Raw genomic sequence first — 23,022 nt, 5'->3', positions numbered from 1 at the left:
AAGAGGTGAGCCCCATGGCCAAGGATAACCCTTTCGATCCCGATCTCGTACGTGAGCTGGCGTCCCTGATCGCCGACACGGATCTCACGGAGATCGAAGTGGAGAAGGGAGACCTTCGCATCCGGGTCGCCCGCACGGTGACCGCAGCGGTGACCGTTCCGGTCGCGGCCCCGGCCGCCGCTCCGGCGCCCGTCATCGCTCCTCCGCCCCTCGTGTCGGACGCCGCGTCCGGTGCGAAGTCGCTCGCGGCCCATCCGGGCGCGGTTCTGTCTCCCATGGTCGGCACCGCCTATCGCCGCCCCTCCCCGGACGCGAAGCCGTTCGTCGAGGTCGGCTCGAAGGTGCAGGCGGGCGATAAGGTCCTGCTGGTCGAGGCCATGAAGACCTTCAATGAAATCACCGCTCCGCGGGCAGGCACCATCACGGCCATCATGGTCGAGGATGGAACGCCCGTGGAATACGGCGAGCCGCTGCTGGTGATCGAGTAACGCCGATGTTCGACAAGATCCTCATCGCCAACCGCGGCGAGATCGCCCTGCGCATCCTGCGTGCGGCGAAGGAGCTCGGCATCGCCACCGTGGCTGTCCATTCGACGGCCGACGCGGACGCCATGCATGTCCGCCTGGCGGACGAGAGCGTCTGCATCGGCCCTCCCGCCGCCCGTGACAGCTATCTCAACATTCCGGCGCTGATCGCAGCCTGCGAGATCACCGGCGCGGATGCCATTCATCCCGGCTACGGCTTTCTCTCCGAGAACGCCCGCTTCGCCGAGGTTCTCGAGCATCACCGCATCGCCTTCATCGGCCCGAAGGCGGAGCATATCCGGATCATGGGCGACAAGATCGAGGCCAAGCGCACGGCAAAGCGCCTCGGCATCCCTTGCGTCCCGGGCTCTGAGGGCGGCATTTCGGACGAGGACGAGGCCAAGCGCGTCGCCAAGGACATCGGATATCCGGTGATCATCAAGGCCGCTGCCGGCGGCGGCGGACGCGGCATGAAGGTCGCGCGGAACGAGGGCGACCTCGTCCATGCGCTGCAGACCGCCAAGACCGAGGCCAAGGCTGCCTTCGGCGACGATGCGGTCTATATCGAGAAATATCTCGAGAAGCCGCGCCACATCGAAATCCAGGTTCTCGGTGACGGGAAGGGCAACGCCATCCACCTGGGCGAGCGCGACTGCTCCCTGCAGCGGCGCCACCAGAAGGTCTGGGAGGAGGGCCCCTCGCCCGCCCTCAACGTGGAAATGCGCGAGCGGATCGGCGGCGTGGTCGCGAAGGCCATGCAGGAGCTGCAATATGCCGGCGCCGGCACGATCGAGTTCCTCTACGAGGACGGCGAGTTCTACTTCATCGAGATGAACACTCGTATCCAGGTGGAGCATCCGGTGACCGAGATGATCACCGGGATCGATCTCGTCAACGAGCAGATCCGCGTGGCCGCGGGCGCTCCGCTTTCGGTGAAGCAGGAAGACATCAAGATCGAAGGGCACGCGATCGAGTGCCGGGTGAATGCCGAGCATCACTCGACCTTCCGCCCTTCGCCGGGAACGATCAGTTACTTCCATCCCCCGGGCGGTCTTGGGGTGCGCGTGGATTCGGCAGCCTATCAGGGCTACCGCATTCCGCCGCACTACGATTCCCTGGTCGGCAAGCTGATCGTCCATGGCCGCACCCGCAACGAGTGCCTGATGCGCCTCCGCCGCGCCCTCGACGAGTTCGTGGTGGACGGCGTGGACACGACCCTGCCCCTTTTCCGGACCCTGGTGCGCAATCCGGAGATTCAGAACGGGCAGTACGACATCCACTGGCTTGAGAACTTCCTCAAGACCGGCGGGTTGGAGAACGCCGATCAGGCTTGATATATCGTTGCGACAACTTTAATCCTCCGTCGATGGCGAGACCGCCGGCGACGGAGGATGAAAGACATGCGGCGATTTCTTCACGTCGGCTGCGGCATGAAGCGCAAGGCTCAAACCGTTCAGCCTTTCGCCTCGGCCGACTGGCATGAAGTGACCCTCGACATCGACGAGAGCGTCAAACCCGACATCGTCGACAAGCTCCCGGAACTGGCCACCGTCGCAGACGGCAGCTTCGATGCGGTCTATTCCTCCCATAACATCGAGCATCTCTATCCCCACGAGGTCCCCCTCGCCTTCAGCGCGTTTCACAGGGTTCTCGGGGACGCCGGCATCGCCATCGTGACCTGCCCCGACCTTCAGAGCCTTGGGGAGAGGCTGGCGACGGGCGATATCGAAAGTCCCCTGTATCAGAGCCCATCAGGGCCCATCACGCCCCTCGACGTGCTTTTTGGCTTCCGGCCGTCCCTCAAGCAGGGGAACCTCTATATGGCCCATCACACGGGCTACACGCTGCCTTCCCTGCGAAATGCCTTCATGAGAGCCGGTTTCGCGGGTTTCGCCGGGTTCCGCCGCCCCGAACACCACGACCTCTGGGGACTGGCCGTGAAGGGACGCAGGACCGAGGCTGAGATCCGCGAGCTGGCACAGACTTTCCTGACACCCGCGCGGTCTTGAGCCGACCCAGGACCAAATCCGCATTGAGTTTCACGCATGCAACTCGGCCTGGGGCCCAAGTGTTGCCTTTCCAGCCTGACAAGGCTCGGTTGCCGCTCTATTCTCTGGAAATGATACCGTCAGCAGGTTCCCACTCATGAGCAGGGCTTCCGATCGCGCCTTCGAAATCACGCCGGAGATCCTTCTGAGAGCTTATGCGGCCGGCATCTTTCCCATGGCGGAGGATGCGGACGATCCCTCTCTCTTCTGGGTCGAGCCACGGGAGCGGGGAATTATTCCCCTGGATGGATTTCATGTGGGGAAGCGCCTGGCCCGGACGATCCGCTCCGACCAATTCGAAGTCCGGGTCGACCAGGATTTCGACGCGGTGATCGCCGGCTGCGCCGCACCGGGGCCGGACCGCGAAAAAACCTGGATCAGCCGCCGGATCCGCGAGCTTTATGGCGAACTCTTCGAGACGGGTCACTGCCATACGGTCGAAGTCTATCACGACGGCCGTCTGGTCGGGGGGCTCTACGGCGTCCGCCTGCGCAGCGCGTTCTTCGGCGAGAGCATGTTCCACCGGGAGCGCGACGCCTCGAAGGTGGCGCTTGCTCATCTGGTCGCCCGTCTCAAGCGCGGGGGCTTCACCCTGCTCGATACGCAGTTCGTCACGCCCCATCTGGCGCAGTTCGGCGCCATCGAGGTTCCGAGGCGGGCCTATAAGCAGATGCTGCGCACCGCCATGGACCTCGACGCGGAATGGAATGTCTGGCCCGCGGGCACGGTCGTCAGCGGCGAGGAAGTTCTCGCGGCGCTGACGGATCCGACGAAGCCCTGAGACGATTCCTCTAGCGATCGTTCGAGCGGTCGTTGCCGACCAAGGGCGGAGACACCGGTCCCCGACGGACGGGCTGCTGGCGCGGCGCGGGAGCGACACCGGCCGGAGGCGGCGCCGGAGCCGCCTGGACGGGCGCGGGCGCGCCGGGCGGGCTCATGATGTCGCCGGGACGGGATGCATCCACAGGGCGTCGCGGATCGGCCTCAAGGGGTGGCGGCTCTTCCGCTACATCCTTCGGCTCGGGAACCACCTCGGTGCCGCCTTTGCAGTCGACGAGCCAGATATCGTAGACGGGATGCTCGATGCCGTGGAGACCGGGGCTTCCCGCGAACAGCCACCCGGAGAAGACCCGGCGGGACTTCCCGTCCACACCTGTCTCGCTGACTTCGACGAACGACGTGGTGTTGGGGTTTTCGGTCGGCGGCTTGGTGAAGCAGACATCCGCCTTCATTTGCAGAGCGCCGAACTGAACCGTTTCTCCGACGGCGACCTCGAACGAAACGATTCGCCCCGTGATCTTGTCGAGTCCCGAGAACACTCCCGTCGGGTTCTTGATTCTGTCCGCATGCGCCGCGCCGATGCCGCCGACGAGTGATGCGAGCACCAGGGCCGCTCGTGTCCAACCAGAAGTCATATAACCTGCCCGCGCCAGCGTGATCCTGGCATATCCTGTCGGCCAAGCCTGGCCGCCTTTGGTTCCGGCAACGCGATAACACGTGAACCATGATGGAAAAAGGGCAAGGAAAGCTTGGCGGTGTGGAGACACCCGATTAAGTTATACCGAAACCCATCTGAGGGTCATCCTTGAGCATGGACGTTATCGCCGCCCTCGATTCCTCACGTCGATCCATGGGTTTCCTGACCCTGAGCGAGATGCTGGCTCAGTTCGGGGAAGACGTGCGGATGCCCGATCCCGCATCGGTCCTCGTTTCCCCGGGCACGATCCTCGAAAGCGGCGTGGTCCTATGGCCCGGCACGATCCTCCAGGCCGTGGGCCGGGCAACGATCGAGATCGGAGCGGGAACGATTCTCTTTCCGGGAACCCGGGTGGTCGCCGTCGATGGGCGGATCGCCATCGGGGCACAGGCGGAGATCGGGGAGGAAGGCGGCTTCACGCTCAAGGCCGAAGCCGGAAGCCTCATAACCGTCGGCGACGGCGCCCGCCTTCTGGGAGGCGGCTCACTTTCGGGGGGCAACGACATCGGTCGTGGCGGCCAGATTCTCGGGCCGATTCGCTGCCAGAACTGTCGTCTCGGCGCTGGCGCGACCTATCGCGACCCTGACCCTGACGAGCGCGGGGGCGTTCTCAAGGGCTCGGGCGTCGCCCGTAATGTCGATGTTCCGCAGGGATCGGTGATCCAAGCCTTCGGCTTGTTTTCCGAAGGGACGCTCAGGCGCCAATCCTATTTTCATCCGAAGTAAGCTTCTCTCAGATAAGGTATATTCCTCATGGCGACGACACCGCTGAGCGCGCCCGGTCTCAAGCTCGGTCTCGGGCTGGTCTCGCTCGGACGTATCTGGGGCGTGGGGCAAAGCGCGCCGCCGACCGAGGACGAGGCGCAGGAGCTGCTGTCCCGGGCCGTGGACCTCGGCATCGCCATTTTCGATACCGCGCCGGCCTATGCGGCCAGCGAGGCACGGCTGGGCCGCTTTCTCGCGCAGCTTCCACGGTCATCGAGGGACGGGCTCGCTATCATGACGAAAGCCGGCGAGCACTGGGACCACGACGCTGGAACGAGTTTCGTCGATCACGGCCGGGATGCCCTGATCCGCAGCATCGACCGCAGCTTGGCTCTGCTCGGCTCCATCGACGTGCTTCAAATTCACAAGGCGACGAAAGATGTCGTGGCCCATCCCGATGTCATCGCCGCGATGGATTATGCGAAAAGCTGCGGCGTGACGGTTTTCGGCGCCAGTGTCAGCGACGTGGAGTCGGGCTTGCTGGCCATCGAGAGCGGATTTTACCAGAGCCTGCAATTTCCGTTCAACATGCAGAATACCGGGATGTCGCCGCTTCTGGCGGCTCTTCAGGCGAGACGGTGCACGGCGGTGGTCAACCGGCCTTTCGCTATGGGTGGCTTGATCCTAGGGCAATCGTTCGAGGAAGCCGCTCGCACCGCCTTCCGCTTCATCGAAGATGCGTTGCCTGATGCAATCGTGCTGAGCGGCACCGGGCGTACCGCGCATCTCGAGCAGAACGTCGCGGCGTTCCGTCATCGTACGTCTTGAACCGAACCTGCGAGCCGAGAGCTCTTCAGTCGAAGATCGACCGTTTTTCGAATGGGTTCGGTGCCGGCTCCGTCATAGGGTTGCCCTGCTTTTCCCGGCGCAGGAAATGCGCCGTGGAGCAGGCATGGGAGCAGAGGATTCCCTGGTCCGACCAGTAAGCCGGGCCCTTCTCGACCCGGCCGGCATGGTACGTGAAATCGGAATGCCCGAAGGGCAGACCGCATTCGACGCAGGCTTTGGGTCTCTTGCTGTTCAGCATGGCACGGCGATAGGGGCTGCCTGAGCCCTTACTCTCCCGGAGTCCAAGGAACGTAATCGCCGGTTGCGGACGGGCGCTTGCCCGTGGCTAGCATGGAGCCCTGCGGGCGATAAGCCATGGCGGTTCCGGTCATGTTCGGAACATACGGCTTTTCCCACTCCCGCGGCTTGTAGGTCTCCTCGCTGGGAGGCACGTCCCCGTTGTGGCAAAGCCAGGCGCGCCAGCCCGGAGGCACCCGCGAGGCATCGGCGTAGCCGTTATAGGAGACCCAGCGGCGTTCCGCCCCGACGTTCGAATCGATCGCCTGGCTCTGGGTGTAACGGTAGTACTTGTTGCCGAACTCGTCCTCACCGACGAACTGGCCGAAGCGCCACGTGTAGAAGCGGGTGCCGAAGGTCGTCCCGTTCCACCAGGTGAAGAATTCCGTCAAAAACTGTTTCATCGCTACCGCCGAAGGGGTCCGTAAAGTTGGGCGGAATATGGCTTCCCGCCCGCGCGAAGTCCAGCCTTCAATGGCCCATCGGGAAGAAGAACGCAAAGGGCGGCTCCGTCCCATGCCTGCCCTCATGGATGCGGGTGGGTGCGGCAGGATTGTCCTGCCGCACCCTTGCTTTTGTGGTCAGATCACCAGGAACTGGTAAGCGCTGATCTGCGTGCCGGGCGTCAGCGTGGCGAACTGAACCGCCGCCTGCGACCCCGAACCGTCCGAGTCGTATGACAGAGCTCCCGTGCCCTGATCATACAGGATGTGCTGACCGGCGCTTGTCGCCACCGTGCCAAACTTCAGGCCCACGCCGCCAAGCCCCTGCGACAGCGCCGTGAACACGTTGTGGTCCAGCACGATCACGTCCTCGGACGCAAAGTCCTTAATCTGGTCCACGTTGCCGGATCCGAGGACGGTGTCGAACACGAACCTGTCCATGCCCGTGCCACCCCAGAGCTCGTCGTTACCCTGGCCACCGTTGACGAGGTCATTGCCGTCCTGGCCACCCACGACGTCGTTGCCAGCGCCGCCTCTGACCTGGTCGTGGCCAGCCTCGCCCGCCAGCCAGTCGTCGCCGTCGCCGCCCGAGAGCACGTCGTCACCGGTGCCGCCCCAGACCTGGTCATTGCCGGCTCCGCCCGAGACACTGTCGTTGCCGTCCTGGCCACCGACCGTATCGTTGCCGTCGCCGCCCTCGACCCGGTCGTTGCCGGCTTCACCAGCCACCCAATCGTCGCCCGCATCGCCGAAGACCTGATCGTTGCCCTCGCCGCCACGCAACTGGTCGCTGCCTTCGTGGCCGTGCATCAGATCATCGCCGCCCTCGCCGTACATGGCATCGTTGCCGTAGCCGCCGGAGAGGTCGTCATTGCCGGTTCCACCCCAGACCTGATCGTCGCCCGCGCCGCCGGAGATGGTGTCGTTGCCGTCCTGGCCACCGACGATGTCGTTGCCCTCGCCGCCGTTGATCACGTCATGGCCGCTTTCGCCCGCGATCCAGTCATTGCCGTCGTCACCTTGCAGCTTATCGTCGCCATCTAGGCCGCGCAGTGTATCGTCGCCGATGCCACCTTGAAGATCGTCGTTGCCCGATCCTCCTTCAAGGAGGTCGTTGCCTTGTCCTCCGACAATCAAGTCGGCACCACCATTCCCCCTCAGGGTGTCATTTCCGTCGCCCCCCCTGAGAATGTCGTCCCCTTCAAGACCGATCAGAACATCATTTCCGTCTTCACCGGACAGGATACCGCCACCTGAAAGCTGATCGTCACGCTGTGTACCGAACGTGACAGTGACGGCGATCGCTGCTTGGTTATCGAGGCTGGCAAATAGCACTCCCTTTTCAACGCCATCGTTGCCGCTATTACGAGCATCCTCCAGCTCATCCATTTCGGCATTGAGGTAGTCTCTAACGTGGCTGCCGTCGTGATAGTACAATTCGTACGGCCTCGTAGATTCCCAGAAATTCGTTAGCGGGAAATCGGCATCGATATCCTGCAAACTCCTGTAGATTGGATCAAAACTGTAGTTATATTCTGGATTTGCATCCTGAGGCTCAAGTATTTCTCCTGTAGATCCGGAGGATGAAGCATCATTGGATGCCCCTCCGGAGGCGTTGGAAACTGGCCCGGAGCTGATAGCGGTGCCGCCGTACCAAACGCCGCCGCCACCGCTGTTGTTGAAGAACGATTCAAACGCTTGTTGGATTGAGAAAGTCATGTTTTCCCCTTGTTAGAGACAGACTGTTTCGTCAGCGCGAGTGTTGATACGTGTTTTTAATCGCTGCCGACTTTTGAGATATAACGTTGCAATACAGGCACGAACGTGCCCCCTCGCACATTCTAGCGCCCATTCTGCAGCTGATGGGCGTGAACAGGACTGTGCGCTTTACGGGGTTTGCCATGGTGGCTGGTGAGCGCTACGGCGAACGGTCGCAACCTGAATCCATAGCTAACATTGGCGCATCGGACATGACTTCAGCAGAGCTTTGCCCCCTGCCTTAACGTTAATTGTGCAGCGCGCGTTTGCCCAAAGCTCCACCTAACAGAATCAGCGCTCCGATTCGTTTGAACCACCCTTAAAGGAATTCTCCCGGATCTGTGGGATTTTGGCCGTTCGAGGCACTTTATGGGACTTCAATCGCCCCACTGCCGACTGATGCGCCGGCACAACATTCGCCCCCATCGAGCCAAACAAATACGCAACTATCGAGCCGGCCAAACTTGGCCGGGAAAAAAAGCCCTTCCGGATTCTGAAAGGATTCTCCGAGGCTTAGCCAGTTTTCCACATTTTTAACATTTGCCCACTATATATAGTTGGAACTCAGGAACTCGCTACAAGTTCTTGACGTAAGGCTCACGAGGCGACTAGCTTGCGGAAGTGCCGATCGAGACCGGCGACCGACCTGAGAAGGGCGGTTGAATCTCCCAAGAGTTCAGCGTCAGAGCCACGTGGCAGATCCATGCCGCGCGGCCGATGGTGTCCAAAGGAGGCGTGACTCGGGCGTGCAGAGTGGCGGTTCGAACAACGGACCGTGGGGGCGTCAAAAAATTATGTGGGGCTAAGCGCTGCGGATGCGTTTCGCAGCCCGGGGACGTTTTGTCTCCGACATGAAGGATCAAGACCGATGCGGATCGAGCGGCGTTACACGCAAACCGGGCAATCGCCCTATTCCTCCCTCGCCTTCCGGCTCGCCACGAGCGAGATTCGCAATCCGGACGGATCGGTTGTCTTCAAGCTTGAGAACATCGAGGTGCCGGAGACCTGGAGCCAGGTGGCGTCCGACGTCCTGGCGCAGAAGTATTTCCGCAAGGCCGGCGTTCCGGCGCGGCTGAAAAAGGTCGAGGAAAACGACGTCCCGTCCTGGCTGTGGCGTTCCGTGGCCGACGAGACGGCCCTCGCCGAGCTGCCGGAGGACCAGCGCTACGGCTCCGAGATTTCCTCCAAGCAGGTGTTCGACCGCCTTGCGGGCTGCTGGACCTACTGGGGCTGGAAGGGCGGCTATTTCTCCTCCGAGGAGGACGCCCGGACCTTCTTCGACGAGCTGCGCTTCATGCTCGCCAACCAGATGGTGGCGCCGAACTCCCCGCAATGGTTCAACACCGGCCTTCACTGGGCCTACGGCATCGACGGGCCGAGCCAGGGCCACTTCTACGTGGATTACAAGACCGGCAAGCTGACCAAGTCCAAGTCGGCCTATGAGCATCCGCAGCCCCATGCCTGCTTCATCCAGAGCGTCGAGGACGATCTGGTGAACGAAGGCGGCATCATGGACCTGTGGGTCCGCGAGGCGCGCCTGTTCAAGTACGGCTCGGGCACGGGCTCCAACTTCTCCCGCCTGCGCGGCGAGGGCGAGAAGCTCTCCGGCGGCGGCCGCTCCTCGGGCCTGATGTCCTTCCTCAAGATCGGCGACCGGGCCGCCGGCGCGATCAAGTCCGGCGGCACCACCCGCCGCGCCGCCAAGATGGTGGTGGTGGACGTGGATCACCCGGACATCGAGGCCTACATCGACTGGAAGGTGAAGGAGGAGCAGAAGGTCGCCGCCCTCGTCACCGGTTCCAAGCTCGCCGCCAAGCACCTGAAGGCGATCCTCAAGGCCTGCGTGAACTGCGAGGCCGAGGGCGATGCCTGCTTCGATCCGGAAAAGAACCCGGCCCTGAAGAAAGAGATCAAGATGGCCCGCCGGGTGCAGATCCCGGACAACTACATCAAGCGCGTGATCCAGTTCGCGCGGCAGGGCTACACGGATATCGACTTCCCGATCTACGACACGGACTGGGACTCGGAAGCCTATCTGACGGTGTCCGGCCAGAATTCCAACAACTCGGTCTCGCTCACCGACGACTTCCTGCGCGCGGTGGAGAACGATGCGGACTGGCACCTCACCGCCCGCAAGGACGGCAAGCCGGTGAAGACCCTCAAGGCCCGCGACCTGTGGGAGCAGATCGGCTATGCGGCCTGGGCCTCGGCCGATCCGGGCCTGCACTTCAACACCACCATGAACGACTGGCACACCAGCCCCGCCGGTGGCCGGATTCGGGCGTCGAACCCGTGCTCGGAATACATGTTCCTGGACGACACGGCGTGCAATCTCGCCTCCGCCAACCTGCTCCAGTTCTATGACCGCGCCACCAAGGCCTTCGACGCGGACGCCTTCGAGCATGCCTGCCGCCTCTGGACGGTGGTGCTCGAAATCTCGGTGACGATGGCGCAGTTCCCGTCCAAGGAAATCGCGCAGCTCTCGTACGAGTACCGCACCCTCGGCCTCGGCTATGCCAATATCGGCGGCCTGCTCATGACCATGGGCCTGCCTTACGACAGCGACGCGGGCCGGGCGCTCGGCGGCGCGATCACCGCGATCATGACCGGCGTGTCCTATGCGACCTCCGCCGAGATGGCGGGCGAGCTCGGGCCGTTCCCGAACTACAAGGCCAACGCGAAGCACATGCTGCGCGTCATCCGCAACCACCGCCGCGCCGCGCACGGCCTCGCGGAAGGCTATGAGGGCCTGTCCGTCAATCCCGTGCCGCTCGATGCCGCCTCCTGCCCGGATCAGAACCTGATCGCCCACGCCAAGCGCGCCTGGGACCAGGCCCTCGAACTCGGCGAGAAGAACGGCTACCGCAACGCGCAGTCCACCGTGATCGCGCCGACGGGCACCATCGGCCTCGTGATGGATTGCGACACCACCGGCATCGAGCCCGACTTCGCCCTGGTGAAGTTCAAGAAGCTCGCCGGCGGCGGCTATTTCAAGATCATCAACCGCGCCGTGCCGGACGCCCTGCGCGCCCTCGGTTACCGCGAATCCGAGATCGCCGAGATCGAGGCCTACGCGGTCGGCCATGGCTCGATGAAGCAGGCGCCCGCCATCAACCCGGGCTCGCTGTCCGCGAAGGGCTTCCCGCAGGACAAGATCGACGCGGTGGAGAAGGGCCTGAAGTCGGCCTTCGACATCAAGTTCGTGTTCAACCGCTGGACGCTGGGCGAGGACTTCCTCACCGGCACGCTGAAAGTGCCGGCGGAAAAGCTCACCGATCCGTCCTTCGACCTGCTCCAGTTCCTAGGCTATTCGAAGGCCGACATCGAGGCCGCGAACATCCACATCTGCGGCGCCATGACCCTCGAAGGCGCGCCGCACCTGAAGACCGAGCATTACCCGGTGTTCGATTGCGCCAATCCCTGCGGCAAGATCGGCAAGCGCTATCTCTCGGTGGACAGCCACATCCGCATGATGGCGGCGGCGCAGCCCTTCATCTCGGGGGCGATCTCCAAGACCATCAACATGCCGAACGACGCGACGGTCGAGGATTGCAAGAGCGCCTACATGCTCTCGTGGAAGCTGGCGCTGAAGGCGAACGCTCTCTACCGCGACGGCTCCAAGCTCTCGCAGCCCCTCAACGCCGCCCTCATCGCCGATGAGGACGAGGATGCGGAGGACGCCGCCGAGGCGCTCACCGCCCTCCCCGCCGCCGCGAAGGCCGCGAACCTCTCCGAGAAGATCGTGGAGAAGATCGTCGAGCGCGTCGTGAAGATCCACGACCGCGAGAAGATGCCCGACCGCCGCAAGGGCTACACCCAGAAGGCCGTCGTCGGTGGCCACAAGGTGTATCTGCGTACTGGCGAATACGACGACGGCCGTCTCGGCGAGATCTTCATCGACATGCACAAGGAAGGCGCGGCCTTCCGGGCGATGATGAACAACTTCGCCATCGCGATCTCGCTCGGCCTGCAATACGGCGTGCCGCTGGAGGAATACGTGGAGGCCTTCACCTTCACGCGCTTCGAGCCGGCAGGCTTCGTGCAGGGCAACGAGCGCATCAAGAGCTCGACCTCGATCCTCGACTACGTGTTCCGCGAACTCGCCATCTCCTATCTCGGACGCAACGATCTCGCCCACGTCGATCCGTCGGAAGCCGGCCCCACCACCATCGGCTCGGGCGAAGCCCAGTCGAAGGCGCCGGAGCCCGCGCCCGCCACGGCCGTCGTGTCCCGCGGCTTCACCCGCGGCACCGTCGACCGGCTCATGCTCATTCCGGGCGGAGCAGGCCAGCGCACGGGCACCACGGGCCTCACCATGGGCGCGACAGCACTCAAGGAAGAGCCCGCCGCGACACCCGAGGACAAGGTGGGCGAAGCCGACCTCGCCAAACTCGGCTTCGCCGCCCCCTCCATTGCCGACCGCCGCGCGGAAGCGAAGATGAAGGGCTACGTGGGCGAAGCCTGCCCCGAATGCGCGAATTTTACGCTCGTGCGGAACGGGACGTGTTTGAAGTGTGACACGTGCGGAAGCACGACGGGGTGCTCGTGATTGTTCCGAGTGTGCTCGTGGCGGTACGGATAATATAAGTTCCGGGATATCCCGACACTGTCGTAGAATTCATATCCCTAATATCAAAATGGCCGCCGAATAGGCGGCCATTTTCATTCCCCCCAAATCAGCAGCATCACTGGCTTAGGCACGCTACAAATTATGCAATAAACTGTGAGTCTTTACCCTCACAGAAACACCGCTAAAAGTGCTTTTGAACCCGGAAGGATGAAGTTGGCCAGTTGCTCACTGGCGGATAAGCCCCGAACTCTTTTGACACGGCCGAATGTGCCTAGCTTGGTGCCTAGCATTAATATGTTGAGTCTCCGGCCGCATCCGACAACCGGAGACTCAACGGTTTCTACTTGCTACGCGACTTTGGGCGAGGCTGAATTACTGAAGGCGCACGAGCGTTACCCGCTGCCTGTGCAATCAAGTCACGAAAAGCGACTGTCTGGTGGAGTGTCTCCCAATGCGTTCGGCTTTTGCCTATCGCATTTGCGTTACCACTGAGCTCACGACTCCGGTCATATGTCTTTCGCACAAGCTCCGGCGCCGTATCCTTCCACCGCTTCAAAACTGCCTTGAAGCCACCACGCCATCCATATTCACCAGACGGCTTCTCCTCGACCATCCAACGGAATGCTGCAAGCAACGGGTAAAGCGCGCCGGTTTGCAATTGCATCCGATCCTGCTTACCGATGAATACATAGTTGAACAGCGTTTTCGAGTTCTCGTCCTTTACATCCATAATGTTGAGCTTGCCTGCCTTGCCACCATTCTTGTTGTGATACATGGCAAACTCGTATTGGATAGTGTCATGAAGAACGAAAATGTCCTTCATAATAGGACGGAGCCGCCGGAACTCCTCACTATCGTTCAACTCAAAGTCCTTGCGGAAATTGTCTAGAGCTTTCGATTTCTTTTCATAGGCTTCAACCGGATGAGAGGAGCCGTCATTTGGATAGAGGCCGATGTGGAAGCACGTGAGCAAGCTGACGAGATCCCTAGCGTCATACTCACCGGGATCATTCTCGCTCCAAGCGATGACCTTGAAATAGTGCTCATTTCTAAGAGCATCTTTGATCCAATCGAACGCTCCGGCCAGATCATCCAGAGACATGTCTTCAACCTGAAGAGCGGTATTCAGTCCACCAGCAATCTCAGATAGCCAGTCATTGGGTATCCCCGTCCTCACTTCAACTTTTACGAACTGCGTCGGAGGAATTGAGCCATCATTGATCCGCTTCACGATCAGGTCGAGCGTATGTCCCCCATTTAGAACACCCGTGTGCTCATAGTCTGAAAGATCAATCAGATACTCTTCTTCGTTGATCTTTTTTACACCTTTGGCATTGATGAAAATGCCAAGGTTCTTCAGGTGAAATGAGTTCTCGATACAGTCGATATTGAGCAGACTGTTGTTGACTGTCTTGTAAACGTGTTTTCGTGTATTTGGATTGCGGGCATTGGGGCCGTACGATACGCCTTCCACGAGCGTGTGAGCGGGAACCCAAAAAAAGTAGTGATCAATTCCCTTGAAAACGGGATCAGGCATTCTACGGGCATAGGTAGAATACAGGACGAGCGATGAGATCGTCATAATTTAGCTCCTAATACGTGCCGCCTCCGGCGACCGTGGTGTTGCTGTCGTGCGAAAGTCCATTCGCCGACACGCCTACCATGGCAGAAAGCAAAATCAGGAGCAAGTGGCTTCCACTGCCACAGTCCACAACTAAACCGATGTTACAAAGCAGAGCTAACGAGTATTACAGGCAACTGACATAAGGCCTAGATCTTCCGCATTCACATCCTTGGGCTTCGATGCCCAACCCATTTCAATCTAACGCCGGACACCCGTGTTCCGGATATTCTGCGTACGTTTTGAGCAATCACCGCAACCACTTTCCCTCATCCACCTCCGGTTCCCCATGAAAGCGGCGTTCCATGCGGATGGTGATGCGGCGGATGGTGGCGTAGCTGACGAACAGGGCTTGTTCCAACTGACGGAATAGAGCGAGATCCGTTTCGCTCGGACGGTAATCCCGGTCGCGCCAATAGGCATGCGCCAGCACGACGGCGTCGCGCACCAGTTGGGACGCGTGGATCAATGGCGGTTTCGGTTTGCGGCGAAAGAACATGGCGGCCCTCCCCTGATGTGAAGCGACCACCAGCAACGCTGGTGGCCGGGGAGTTCAGAAGCCGTCAGGGACGACCGCGTTGCCCTTTGGGCCGAAGCCTTGGACATACGGCAACGCCTCCCCGACCGTAAGGTTGGGAAGGCATCGTTGCGGCGGATGCTTGCGCCGCCCTGATGGGGTTCTGACGCCCCGGAACCGGGTGCGCCCGGTTCCGGCAACGAGATAACACGGGGAAGCGGTGCGGGGTCAATGGCGCGAGCCGCGCGTCCCACAATCATCCCCGCCCCTCTTCTCGTGTCATGCCGCCGCCACCGCCGTCTCCGCGCGGGCGGGAGCCGCCGCACCAGGGTTGTGGATCGAGAGCTGCGGGGGCGGTGTGGGTTGTCTTCCATCGTCAGCGGTTCTTGGTTCCGGACTTGCCTTGCGGCAATCCGGAATGACAGAGGGGCGGCGCTCTCCGTCATTCCGGGGCCGCGCAGCGGAGCCCGGAACCCAGAGCCGCTCACGAGGCCGAACAGGGCAAAGCGGGAGCCACCGCGTCTTTTCCGGGATCGTTGGGGTTATGGGTTCCGGGCCCGGCCCTCTGGGCCGTCCCGGAATGACAGGGGGTTGCGCTTCCGTCATTCCGGGGCGCCGCAGGCGAGCCCGGAACCCATAACCGCTGAGGGTGACGAAAGAGAACGCAACGGATGCCATGGCTTCTGATCCGGCAGCGTCGGTGTTTCCGGGCTCCCGCCTGCGCGGGAATGACAGTGGGGGCACGCCGTCCGTCGCGCCAAGCCCGGGCGCGTGCCGGATGGCTCGGGTGCTCGGGCCGTCCAATGGCTTTTGTTCTCATTTTGTTCTTGACGGACGGGACAAGCTGAGCTATATCGTTACGCAGATCAGGTCCTGACGAGGGGCGCACTCGCGAGGCGTCGCAAGAGCGGGACCGGACACGGTCCCGTCCGTGCGGTTACGCAGCCGCACCGGATGGGAGGCCCAGGATGCTGGGCGGGTTGTCGGGATCGGTCGCAGGCCCCCGTCGCACGAGACGGATCCCGCCTGCGGCGATGCCTGAGCCTTGCCTCTCCTGTTCGCCTAAAAGAACCGTGCGCGAAGAGGCCTCCCGGCTCTTCCCTTCTCATCATCCGCGAGCCGGGCTGCCCGACGCGCCACCCTCGATCAGCTTCCCCTCCGGGCCACTCAGCCCGGAGGCCACCGCCCCATGCCGTGACGCGCTCCGCTGTCATGAGCCCCGCCGTCACGGGCTCGCCCGTCATGCGCTCTACCGTCATTCCGGGGCGAGCATCAGCGAGAGCCCGGAACCCATAAACACGACCGTGCAGGAGAAAGAGCCATGGCAGCCGGTGCGTTCTTTTCCAGCACCCTCAGCGCGTATGGGTTCCGGGCTCGCCTGCGGCGCCCCGGAATGACGGTGGTGCTCTGTCATTCCGGGGCGAGCAGCGCGAGAGCCCGGAACCCAGAGCCGCTAACGATCTCGGATCAGGAGCCATGGCAGCCACGCACCCGTCCACAAACCTCAGCGGCTCTGGGTTCCGGGCCCGGCCCGCAGGGCCGTCCCGGAATGACGGGGGGCGCTCGGCCCGCCCGGGCCCGGCCCGTCGGGCCGCTCGGAATGACAGCGGTGCGCGCGGAACGGCGGGCGGCGTGTCGGGCCCGCTTGCGCATGCTTGGCCTTGGTGGGACACTCACGGAGCGACAGGTGGCCCGACCATGAAGCGAATGCGCCTGCTGGCGTTGCTCCCGAAGGCGGCCGTGGACCGTGCCGAGGCATGGCTCGTGGTGGGATTGCTGTTTCTGTTCATGCTCATCAACTTCGCGGACCGGGCGGTGCTCGGCCTCGCGGCCGGTCCCATCATGCGGGACCTGGGGCTGAGCAACACCCAGTTCGGCCTGATCGCGACGAGCTTCTTCACCCTGTTCTCGTTCGGGGCCGTGATCGGCGGCTTTCTGGTGAACCGGGTCGCCGCCAAGTGGGTGCTGGCCGCCCTCGCGCTGGTCTGGTCCCTGTGCCAGCTGCCCCTGATGCTGTCGGCGACGGTCGCCACCCTCGTGGCGAACCGGATCGTCCTCGGCTTCGGCGAGGGACCCGCCTACCCGGTCGCGGCCCATGCGGCGTACAAGTGGTTCCCCAGCGAGCGCCGGGCCCTGCCCACCAGCGTCATCGCCATCGGCGCCCTGGCGGGCAACGGCATCGCCGCGCCCGTGATCGTCGCCGTCATCGCCGCGTGGTCGTGGCAGGCCGCCTTCGGCCTCCTCGGCGTTCTCGGGCTGATCTGGTGCGCCGCGTGGCTGGCGCTGGCGCGCGAAGGCTCCCTCGCGGGCCACAGTGCCGCCACCGCCCATGCGGTAGCCGACCCCGCCGCGCGCCTGTCGTATCGGCGGCTGCTCGGGTGCCGGACGATCGTCGGCGTCCTCATCGTCGGGTTCACCGCCTACTGGCTGCTCACCCTTGCGGTCATCTGGCTGCCGACCTTCCTGACGCAGGCTTTCGGCTACACGTCGATCCAGGCGGGCTGGATCATGATGCTGGTGTCCCTCGGCCAGATCGTGCTCCTGCCCGCCGTGTCGGCCCTGTCGGACGGGTTGAAGCGCCTCGGCGCCGCGAGCCGGCACGCCTGCGGGTCGATAGCCTGCGCCAGCACCCTCGCGGCCGGTCTGGTGACGATCCTGCTGTCGCAATCGGGCGGGCTGGCGGCGGTCGCCTGCACGATCATCGCGTTCTCCCTCGGCAACGTGATCTTCGTGCTCGGCCCGGTCCTCGTCGCCGAGGTCACGCCGGTCGGACAGCGCGGCGCCGCCCTCGGCATCGTCAACGCCATCACGACATTGGCCGGTCCTCTCGCTCCCGCCGTGACGGGCATGATCCTCGATGTCAGCCCCGGGGCGGCGGACGGCATCCGCCATGCCCTCCTGCTCGCCGGAGCCTTCGTGATCCTTGGGGCGCTGGCGGGGTTCGGGCTGATCGATCCGGAGGCGGACCGGGCCCGCGACCCACTGGTCTCCCCGACCGGGGGCCAGCCGGCATAGCCTCAAAGCGCCGGCGGGCCTTCCGCTCGCTGCGTGGCGATCAGCAGAGGACGAGGTTCTGCGCGAGACCAGCCTCGCTCGTCTCCTTGTATTTCGGATTCATGTCCTTGGCGGTGTCGGACAGCGTCTGGATCGTCGTGTCGAGATCGACCCGATGGCGGCTTGCGATCTCGTTGGTGGCGATCATGGCGGCCGCCCAGGCCTTCACCGCGCCGAAGGCGCAGCGCTCGATGCAGGGAACCTGCACATAGCCCGCGACGGGATCGCAGGTCATGCCGAGATGATGCTCGAGCGCCGACTCCGCCGCGTTCTCGACGACGTGAGGCGGCTGGTTCAGGACCTGCGTGATCAGCGCGGCGGCCATCCCGGAGGCAACGCCGATCTCGGCCTGGCATCCGCCTTCCGCCGCGGCCAACGTCGCATTGTGCTTGCACAGATAGCCGACGGCCAGTCCGGCCAGCAGTCCCTGCCGGATCTTGTCCATCGGCACCGCGCGGGGACTCTGCGTCAGCGCATAGACCACGGCCGGCATCACCCCCGCCGAGCCGCCCGTCGGCGCGGTGATGACGAGATGCCCGCGGGCATTCTCCTCGGACGCCGCGAGGGCGAAGGCCGCCACCAATCCGATCGCGCGATCGCTCATATAGGCGTCGTCGTTGGCGCGCTCATAGACCGTGGCGGCCTTCGAATGGAGCTTGATCGGCCCAGGCAGGACATCGTCCTTGTAGGAAAGGCCCGTCTTGACCGTGGCGATCATCGCATTGGCGATCTTGTCCAGGAACGCGTTGATCTGCTCCTCGCTCTTCCCCGACACCGCGATCTCGTTCGCCATCACCACATCGGCAATCGAAAGGTTGTTGCTCTCCGCGTGCTGACGAAGCTCCTTCATCGTCGCGTAGGGATATTTCGGGCTCCCCTTCTTGGGAGGTTCATAGCCCTTCCATTCGATGAACCCACCGCCGACGGAATAGTATTCCTGCTCATAAAGGACCTTGTCACCGGACATGAGGCGGGCCGTCATGGTGTTGGGATGCGGGAAATCACCCTTCGGTGCATCGTACACGATATCGGCAAGCGAGAGATTGAACGTCTTGTTGCCCAGCTTAACCGGATAGGTCTGCTCCGGCTTTGCGATCATCTCGTCGAGAAACCGCGGATCCACCGTCGCCGGCTCCTTGCCGACAAGGCCGGCGAGAGCGGCGCGTTCCGTGCCGTGGCCCTTCCCCGTCGCGCTGAGGCTGCCGAAGAGGTGGACCTTCAAACCCGTCGCCTGGGCCAACTGCTCCGCAGGCAGCTTCGCGCAGCGTTGGTAGAAATCATAGGTGATGCGCATCGGCCCGATGGTGTGCGAACTCGAGGGGCCGGGGCCGACCTTGTAGAACTCGTCCGCAACGGTCATGACCGGGCCCTTCGACGCCTTGACGACATCGAGATCGGGCGACAGGGCCGAACTCATCTTGAGACCGGCTTCGCCTCCTGCAGCGGCCTTCGCTTTCTGCTGCGCCGCAGCCTCCGTCGCGGCCTGCTGCGCGCGAACCTCCGGAGACCACGTGGTGCCTGTCATCACCGCCGCCGCGCCAATGGCCGCATGGCGCACGAAGAATGTCCGTCGGCTCATATCGCTCGGTGCTTCCGGGATGTCGGGAAAGGATTCGAGGGTTTCGTCCACGATCGGATTTGTCATCGGCGCATCCTCCTGGCCACGGCGGAGCCGGCGTGTGCATCGCAGGTGGTTCCGCCCCTGTTCTGGTGTGGAAGCAAGGCCGTCGTCCTGCGATCTCATCTCTCCACAACCTGAACTTACCCCTGTCTCCTCCCCCTGCTTGATAGACGGGGACAACCTCTTGACACTTTGGGGCGCGGCAATGGGTCTGGCAGACTTCCTGCCTGGATGCTCGCAGCAAATCCAAACGGGTCACGACCGCGACGCAGGCGCCAAAGCTGATTGCCGAGTGACAGGCCGGCGTGACCGGATAGCTCAAACTGTCAAGGGATTGTCCCCGCCGGTCAAGCACTGCGCACCGATTGGACTAGGTTGTTTCTTCCCTGAACGATCAAGGGCGGGAGGAACCTGTCATGTCAGAGGAAGCCGTAGCCAGCTGGAGTTCCGCGAAAGCCGCATCGGATGCGGGAACTGCTCCCGTCACTGAAGCGTCGGACCGGGCTGACGAATGGTCCGGCTTCGCGCCCGGACGATGGCAGCAAACCATCGACGTTCGCGACTTCATTCAGCGCAACGTCACGTCCTACGACGGCGACGAGGGGTTCCTGGTCGCACCGAGCGAACGGACGAAAGCGGTATGGGCCAAGCTGCAACCTTACTTCCAGGAGGAGATCCGCAAGGGTGTCCTCGACGTCGATGCCAAAACGCCCTCCTCGATGACATCCCATGAGCCCGGCTACATCGACCGCGACAACGAGGTGATCGTCGGGTTGCAGACCGACGCGCCGTTCCGACGAGCGATCATGCCATATGGCGGATTGCGCATGGTTGAAGCAGGGCTGATGGCCGCGGGGTTCGAGCCTGACCCCATCGTGCACGACATCTTCACCAAGTATCGGAAGACCCACAATGACGGAGTCTTCGATGCCTATACGCCCGAAATCATGGCCTGCCGACGGAGCCACATCATCACGGGCCTTCCCGACTCCTACGGACGCGGTCGGATCATCGGCGACTACCGCCGAGTGGCCCTATACGGTACGGACAAATTGCTGGCGGCAAAGCGCGCCGAGCGGGCGCTCCTCGACGCCAAGTGGCCGACCGACGATGTCATCCGGGAGCGTGAGGAACTGGCGGAGCAGATGCGGGCGCTGGCTGACCTGGCGGTGATGGCTGGAAACTACGGGTTCGACATCACGCGTCCCGCCAACAACGCGCGCGAAGCCGTGCAATGGACCTATTTCGGTTATCTCGGAGCCATCAAGGAGGCCAACGGTGCAGCCATGTCTATCGGCCGCATCTCGTCCTTCCTCGACATCTATATCGAGCGCGACATGAAGAACGGCATGCTTGATGAGGGAGGCGCTCAGGAACTCATCGACCAGTTGGTTCAGAAGCTACGCATCGTCCGCTTCTTGCGAACACCCGACTACGATGCCCTGTTCTCGGGCGACCCCTATTGGGCCACCGAATGCGTCGGGGGCATGGATCTGAACGGACGTCCTTTGGTGACGCGGACAAGCTTCAGGATGCTGCACACGCTGACCAACCTCGGTCCCGCGCCGGAGCCCAATATGACGGTGCTCTGGTCAAAGCAGCTCCCGGATCCGTTCAAGCGCTATTGCATCAAGGTTTCCGCGGAGACATCGTCCCTCCAGTATGAGAATGACGATCTGATGCGCCCGTATTGGGGGGACGATTACGGCATCGCCTGCTGCGTCTCGGCGATGCGCATCGGCAACCAGATGCAATTCTTCGGCGCGCGAGTGAACCTCGCCAAGTGCCTGCTCTACGCCATCAATGGCGGGCGGGACGAAGTCAGCGGCCAGCAAATTGGGCCGGCGGCGTCACCTGTCCTGAGTGATGTGCTCGAGTACGCGGATGTCATGGCGAAGTTCGACACCATGATGGAATGGCTGGCGAGAACCTACGTCCACGCCATGAATTGCATTCATTACATGCATGATAAGTACTATTACGAGCGCCTGGAGATGGCGCTGCACGACCAGCAGATCCTGCGAACGATGGCTTTCGGCATCGCCGGCCTGTCTGTGGTGGCTGACAGCCTTTCGGCCATCAAGCATGCCGAGGTCAGACCCGTCCGACGCGACGACGGACTGATCGTCGACTTCGAGATTACGGGCGACTTCCCGAAATACGGCAACAACGACGACCGTGTAGACAGCATCGCGGCAGATCTGGTCTCGACCTTCATGCGCAAGATCAGGAAGCATCCGACTTACCGCAATGCCGTTCACACGCAGTCGGTGCTGACCATCACAAGCAATGTCGTCTATGGTAAACACACCGGTAATACACCGGATGGTCGCAGGGCCGGTGAGCCGTTTGCTCCGGGCGCCAATCCGATGCACGGTCGCGACAGCCACGGATGGCTCGCTTCGTGCCTGTCGGTGGCGAAGCTTCCCTATGCGGACGCACAGGATGGCATAAGCTACACCGTGTCGGTCACCCCGAGCCTCAATCGCCTGGACCAGGGCGAAAAGGTCAAACAGGCGGTAAAGGTGCTCGATACCTATTGCGGTCAGGGCGGGTTCCATATGAATCTCAATGTCCTCAACCGAGACACCCTGCTGGATGCGATGGAGCACCCGGACAAGTATCCACAGTTGACGATCCGGGTTTCAGGCTACGCGGTCAACTTCGTCCGCCTCACACGCGAACAGCAAATGGACGTCATCAGCCGAACGTTCCATGGGGACTCCTGAAGTCATGGCCGACGAACCCTGGGCCAAGAGCCGATACGACCTGCGGGTGGCTCAATCGCCGGACGCTCCGGAGACGGCTGAGTTTAACGACCCGAGAGGCGATATTGGATGGATCCACTCGTACGAGACCGGATCCACTCTCGATGGGCCCGGCATCCGGGTCGTTGTGTTCATGAGCGGATGCTTGTTGCGCTGCCTGTACTGCCACAATCCAGACACCTGGCATCTCAAGGACGGAACTCGCATTCCCTTCGAACGCGCCAGGACTGCGCTTGAAGCCTATGCTGCGCCATTGCGTGCCATGGACGGGGGTCTGACCATCTCAGGAGGCGAACCCCTCGTCCAAGTGCACTTCACGAAGCGACTCTTCGCAGCAGCGAAGGAAATGGGCCTTCACACGGCATTGGACACGTCCGGGTTTCTCGGGGCGCGAGCGGATGACGAGTATCTGCGCCAGGTCGACCTCGTGCTGCTCGACATCAAATCCTGGGATCCGGCGACCTACCGCCGGGCCGTCGGCCAGGAAGTAGCGCCGAGCCTTCAATTTGCTGAACGGTTGGCGGCTCTCGACAAACCGGTCTGGGTGCGGTTTGTGCTGGTCCCCGGCCTGACCGACGATCCCTCCAATGTTGAGGGCATCGCACGTTTCGTCGCACCTATGAAAAACGTGGAATGGGTCGAAGTTCTCCCGTTCCATCAGATGGGCACGTTCAAGTGGAAGGCGATGGGCCTCGACTACCAACTGTCAGATACCCCCAGCCCATCCTCCGACATGGTGGCGCGGGTGATCGGGCAGTTTCGGGAAGCCGGCTGCCGCGCAAGATGAGGGA

General features: G+C 62.7%; 17 protein-coding genes. 10 read left to right on the top strand and 7 right to left on the bottom strand.

Going from position 1 to position 23,022, the window contains the following annotated elements; genetic code table 11:
• The first annotated feature begins 14 nt into the window (after positions 1–14).
• The 4 genes from accB to aat all read left to right on the top strand — a co-directional run bounded on the left by accB (position 15) and on the right by aat (position 3,353).
• On the top strand, positions 15–488 hold the full coding sequence (gene accB / locus LJD17_RS08690; RefSeq protein WP_227383787.1) for an acetyl-CoA carboxylase biotin carboxyl carrier protein: 474 nt from the start codon (positions 15–17) through the stop codon (positions 486–488).
• Positions 489–493: 5 nt separating this feature from the next.
• The gene (accC, locus tag LJD17_RS08685) at positions 494–1,858 is read left to right on the top strand and encodes an acetyl-CoA carboxylase biotin carboxylase subunit (protein ID WP_227383786.1); all 1,365 of its coding nucleotides are present in this window, start codon (positions 494–496) and stop codon (positions 1,856–1,858) included.
• Between the two features lie 66 nt (positions 1,859–1,924).
• Complete coding sequence (locus LJD17_RS08680; protein ID WP_227383785.1) at positions 1,925–2,533, top strand: class I SAM-dependent methyltransferase; 609 nt, start codon at positions 1,925–1,927, stop codon at positions 2,531–2,533.
• 136 nt (positions 2,534–2,669) lie between these two features.
• A complete protein-coding gene (aat, locus tag LJD17_RS08675; protein WP_227383784.1) occupies positions 2,670–3,353 on the top strand; it encodes a leucyl/phenylalanyl-tRNA--protein transferase in 684 nt (227 codons plus the stop codon).
• Positions 3,354–3,363: 10 nt separating this feature from the next.
• On the opposite strand, the gene LJD17_RS08670 is transcribed toward aat, so the two are convergent.
• Positions 3,364–3,987, bottom strand: a complete 624-nt coding sequence (locus LJD17_RS08670; RefSeq protein ID WP_227383783.1) for a DUF2155 domain-containing protein — start codon at positions 3,985–3,987, stop codon at positions 3,364–3,366.
• A 176-nt stretch (positions 3,988–4,163) separates the two neighbouring features.
• On the opposite strand from LJD17_RS08670, the gene LJD17_RS08665 reads away from it, so the two are divergent.
• A complete protein-coding gene (locus tag LJD17_RS08665) occupies positions 4,164–4,775 on the top strand; it encodes a hypothetical protein (RefSeq protein WP_227384283.1) in 612 nt (203 codons plus the stop codon).
• A gap of 27 nt (positions 4,776–4,802) precedes the next feature.
• Positions 4,803–5,582 (top strand): aldo/keto reductase, encoded by a 780-nt coding sequence (locus tag LJD17_RS08660; RefSeq protein ID WP_227383782.1) that lies wholly within the window; start codon positions 4,803–4,805, stop codon positions 5,580–5,582.
• A 25-nt stretch (positions 5,583–5,607) separates the two neighbouring features.
• Here LJD17_RS08660 and LJD17_RS08655 read toward each other — a convergent pair whose 3' ends face one another.
• From LJD17_RS08655 to LJD17_RS08645, 3 genes are all read right to left on the bottom strand, one after another.
• Positions 5,608–5,841, bottom strand: coding sequence for a hypothetical protein (locus tag LJD17_RS08655; RefSeq protein WP_227383781.1), 234 nt, complete (start codon positions 5,839–5,841; stop codon positions 5,608–5,610).
• Between the two features lie 28 nt (positions 5,842–5,869).
• Complete coding sequence (locus LJD17_RS08650; RefSeq protein ID WP_227383780.1) at positions 5,870–6,283, bottom strand: NADH:ubiquinone oxidoreductase subunit NDUFA12; 414 nt, start codon at positions 6,281–6,283, stop codon at positions 5,870–5,872.
• A 177-nt stretch (positions 6,284–6,460) separates the two neighbouring features.
• The gene (locus LJD17_RS08645) at positions 6,461–8,041 is read right to left on the bottom strand and encodes a calcium-binding protein (RefSeq protein WP_227383779.1); all 1,581 of its coding nucleotides are present in this window, start codon (positions 8,039–8,041) and stop codon (positions 6,461–6,463) included.
• A gap of 907 nt (positions 8,042–8,948) precedes the next feature.
• On the opposite strand from LJD17_RS08645, the gene LJD17_RS08640 reads away from it, so the two are divergent.
• Entirely contained in the window at positions 8,949–12,629 is a 3,681-nt protein-coding gene (locus tag LJD17_RS08640) for a vitamin B12-dependent ribonucleotide reductase (RefSeq protein ID WP_227383778.1), read from the top strand.
• Positions 12,630–12,990: 361 nt separating this feature from the next.
• Here the strand turns inward: LJD17_RS08640 and LJD17_RS08635 are convergent, their stop codons facing one another.
• Positions 12,991–14,232: an AIPR family protein gene (locus LJD17_RS08635; RefSeq protein ID WP_227383777.1), complete on the bottom strand. Its 1,242-nt coding sequence runs from the start codon at positions 14,230–14,232 to the stop codon at positions 12,991–12,993.
• A 289-nt stretch (positions 14,233–14,521) separates the two neighbouring features.
• On the bottom strand, positions 14,522–14,770 hold the full coding sequence (locus LJD17_RS08630) for a hypothetical protein (protein ID WP_227383776.1): 249 nt from the start codon (positions 14,768–14,770) through the stop codon (positions 14,522–14,524).
• A 1,494-nt stretch (positions 14,771–16,264) separates the two neighbouring features.
• On the opposite strand from LJD17_RS08630, the gene LJD17_RS08625 reads away from it, so the two are divergent.
• Positions 16,265–17,803 carry an MFS transporter gene (locus LJD17_RS08625; protein ID WP_227383775.1) on the top strand — a complete coding sequence of 513 codons (1,539 nt, stop codon included), beginning with the start codon at positions 16,265–16,267 and terminating at the stop codon, positions 17,801–17,803.
• A 40-nt stretch (positions 17,804–17,843) separates the two neighbouring features.
• Here the strand turns inward: LJD17_RS08625 and LJD17_RS08620 are convergent, their stop codons facing one another.
• Complete coding sequence (locus tag LJD17_RS08620; RefSeq protein ID WP_227383774.1) at positions 17,844–19,487, bottom strand: L-serine ammonia-lyase; 1,644 nt, start codon at positions 19,485–19,487, stop codon at positions 17,844–17,846.
• Positions 19,488–19,879: 392 nt separating this feature from the next.
• On the opposite strand from LJD17_RS08620, the gene pflB reads away from it, so the two are divergent.
• Both pflB and pflA read left to right on the top strand, forming a co-directional pair.
• A complete protein-coding gene (gene pflB / locus LJD17_RS08615) occupies positions 19,880–22,192 on the top strand; it encodes a formate C-acetyltransferase (protein ID WP_227383773.1) in 2,313 nt (770 codons plus the stop codon).
• A complete protein-coding gene (pflA, locus tag LJD17_RS08610) occupies positions 22,179–23,018 on the top strand; it encodes a pyruvate formate-lyase-activating protein (protein ID WP_227383772.1) in 840 nt (279 codons plus the stop codon). Before pflB ends, pflA begins: the two co-directional genes overlap by 14 nt.
• Positions 23,019–23,022: the final 4 nt, after the last annotated feature.

Source organism: Microvirga rosea, assembly GCF_020595095.1.
Taxonomy (GTDB): domain Bacteria; phylum Pseudomonadota; class Alphaproteobacteria; order Rhizobiales; family Beijerinckiaceae; genus Microvirga; species Microvirga rosea.
The sequence above is the reverse complement of the archived record's forward strand: the minus strand, read 5'-3'. Positions and strand labels throughout refer to the sequence as shown.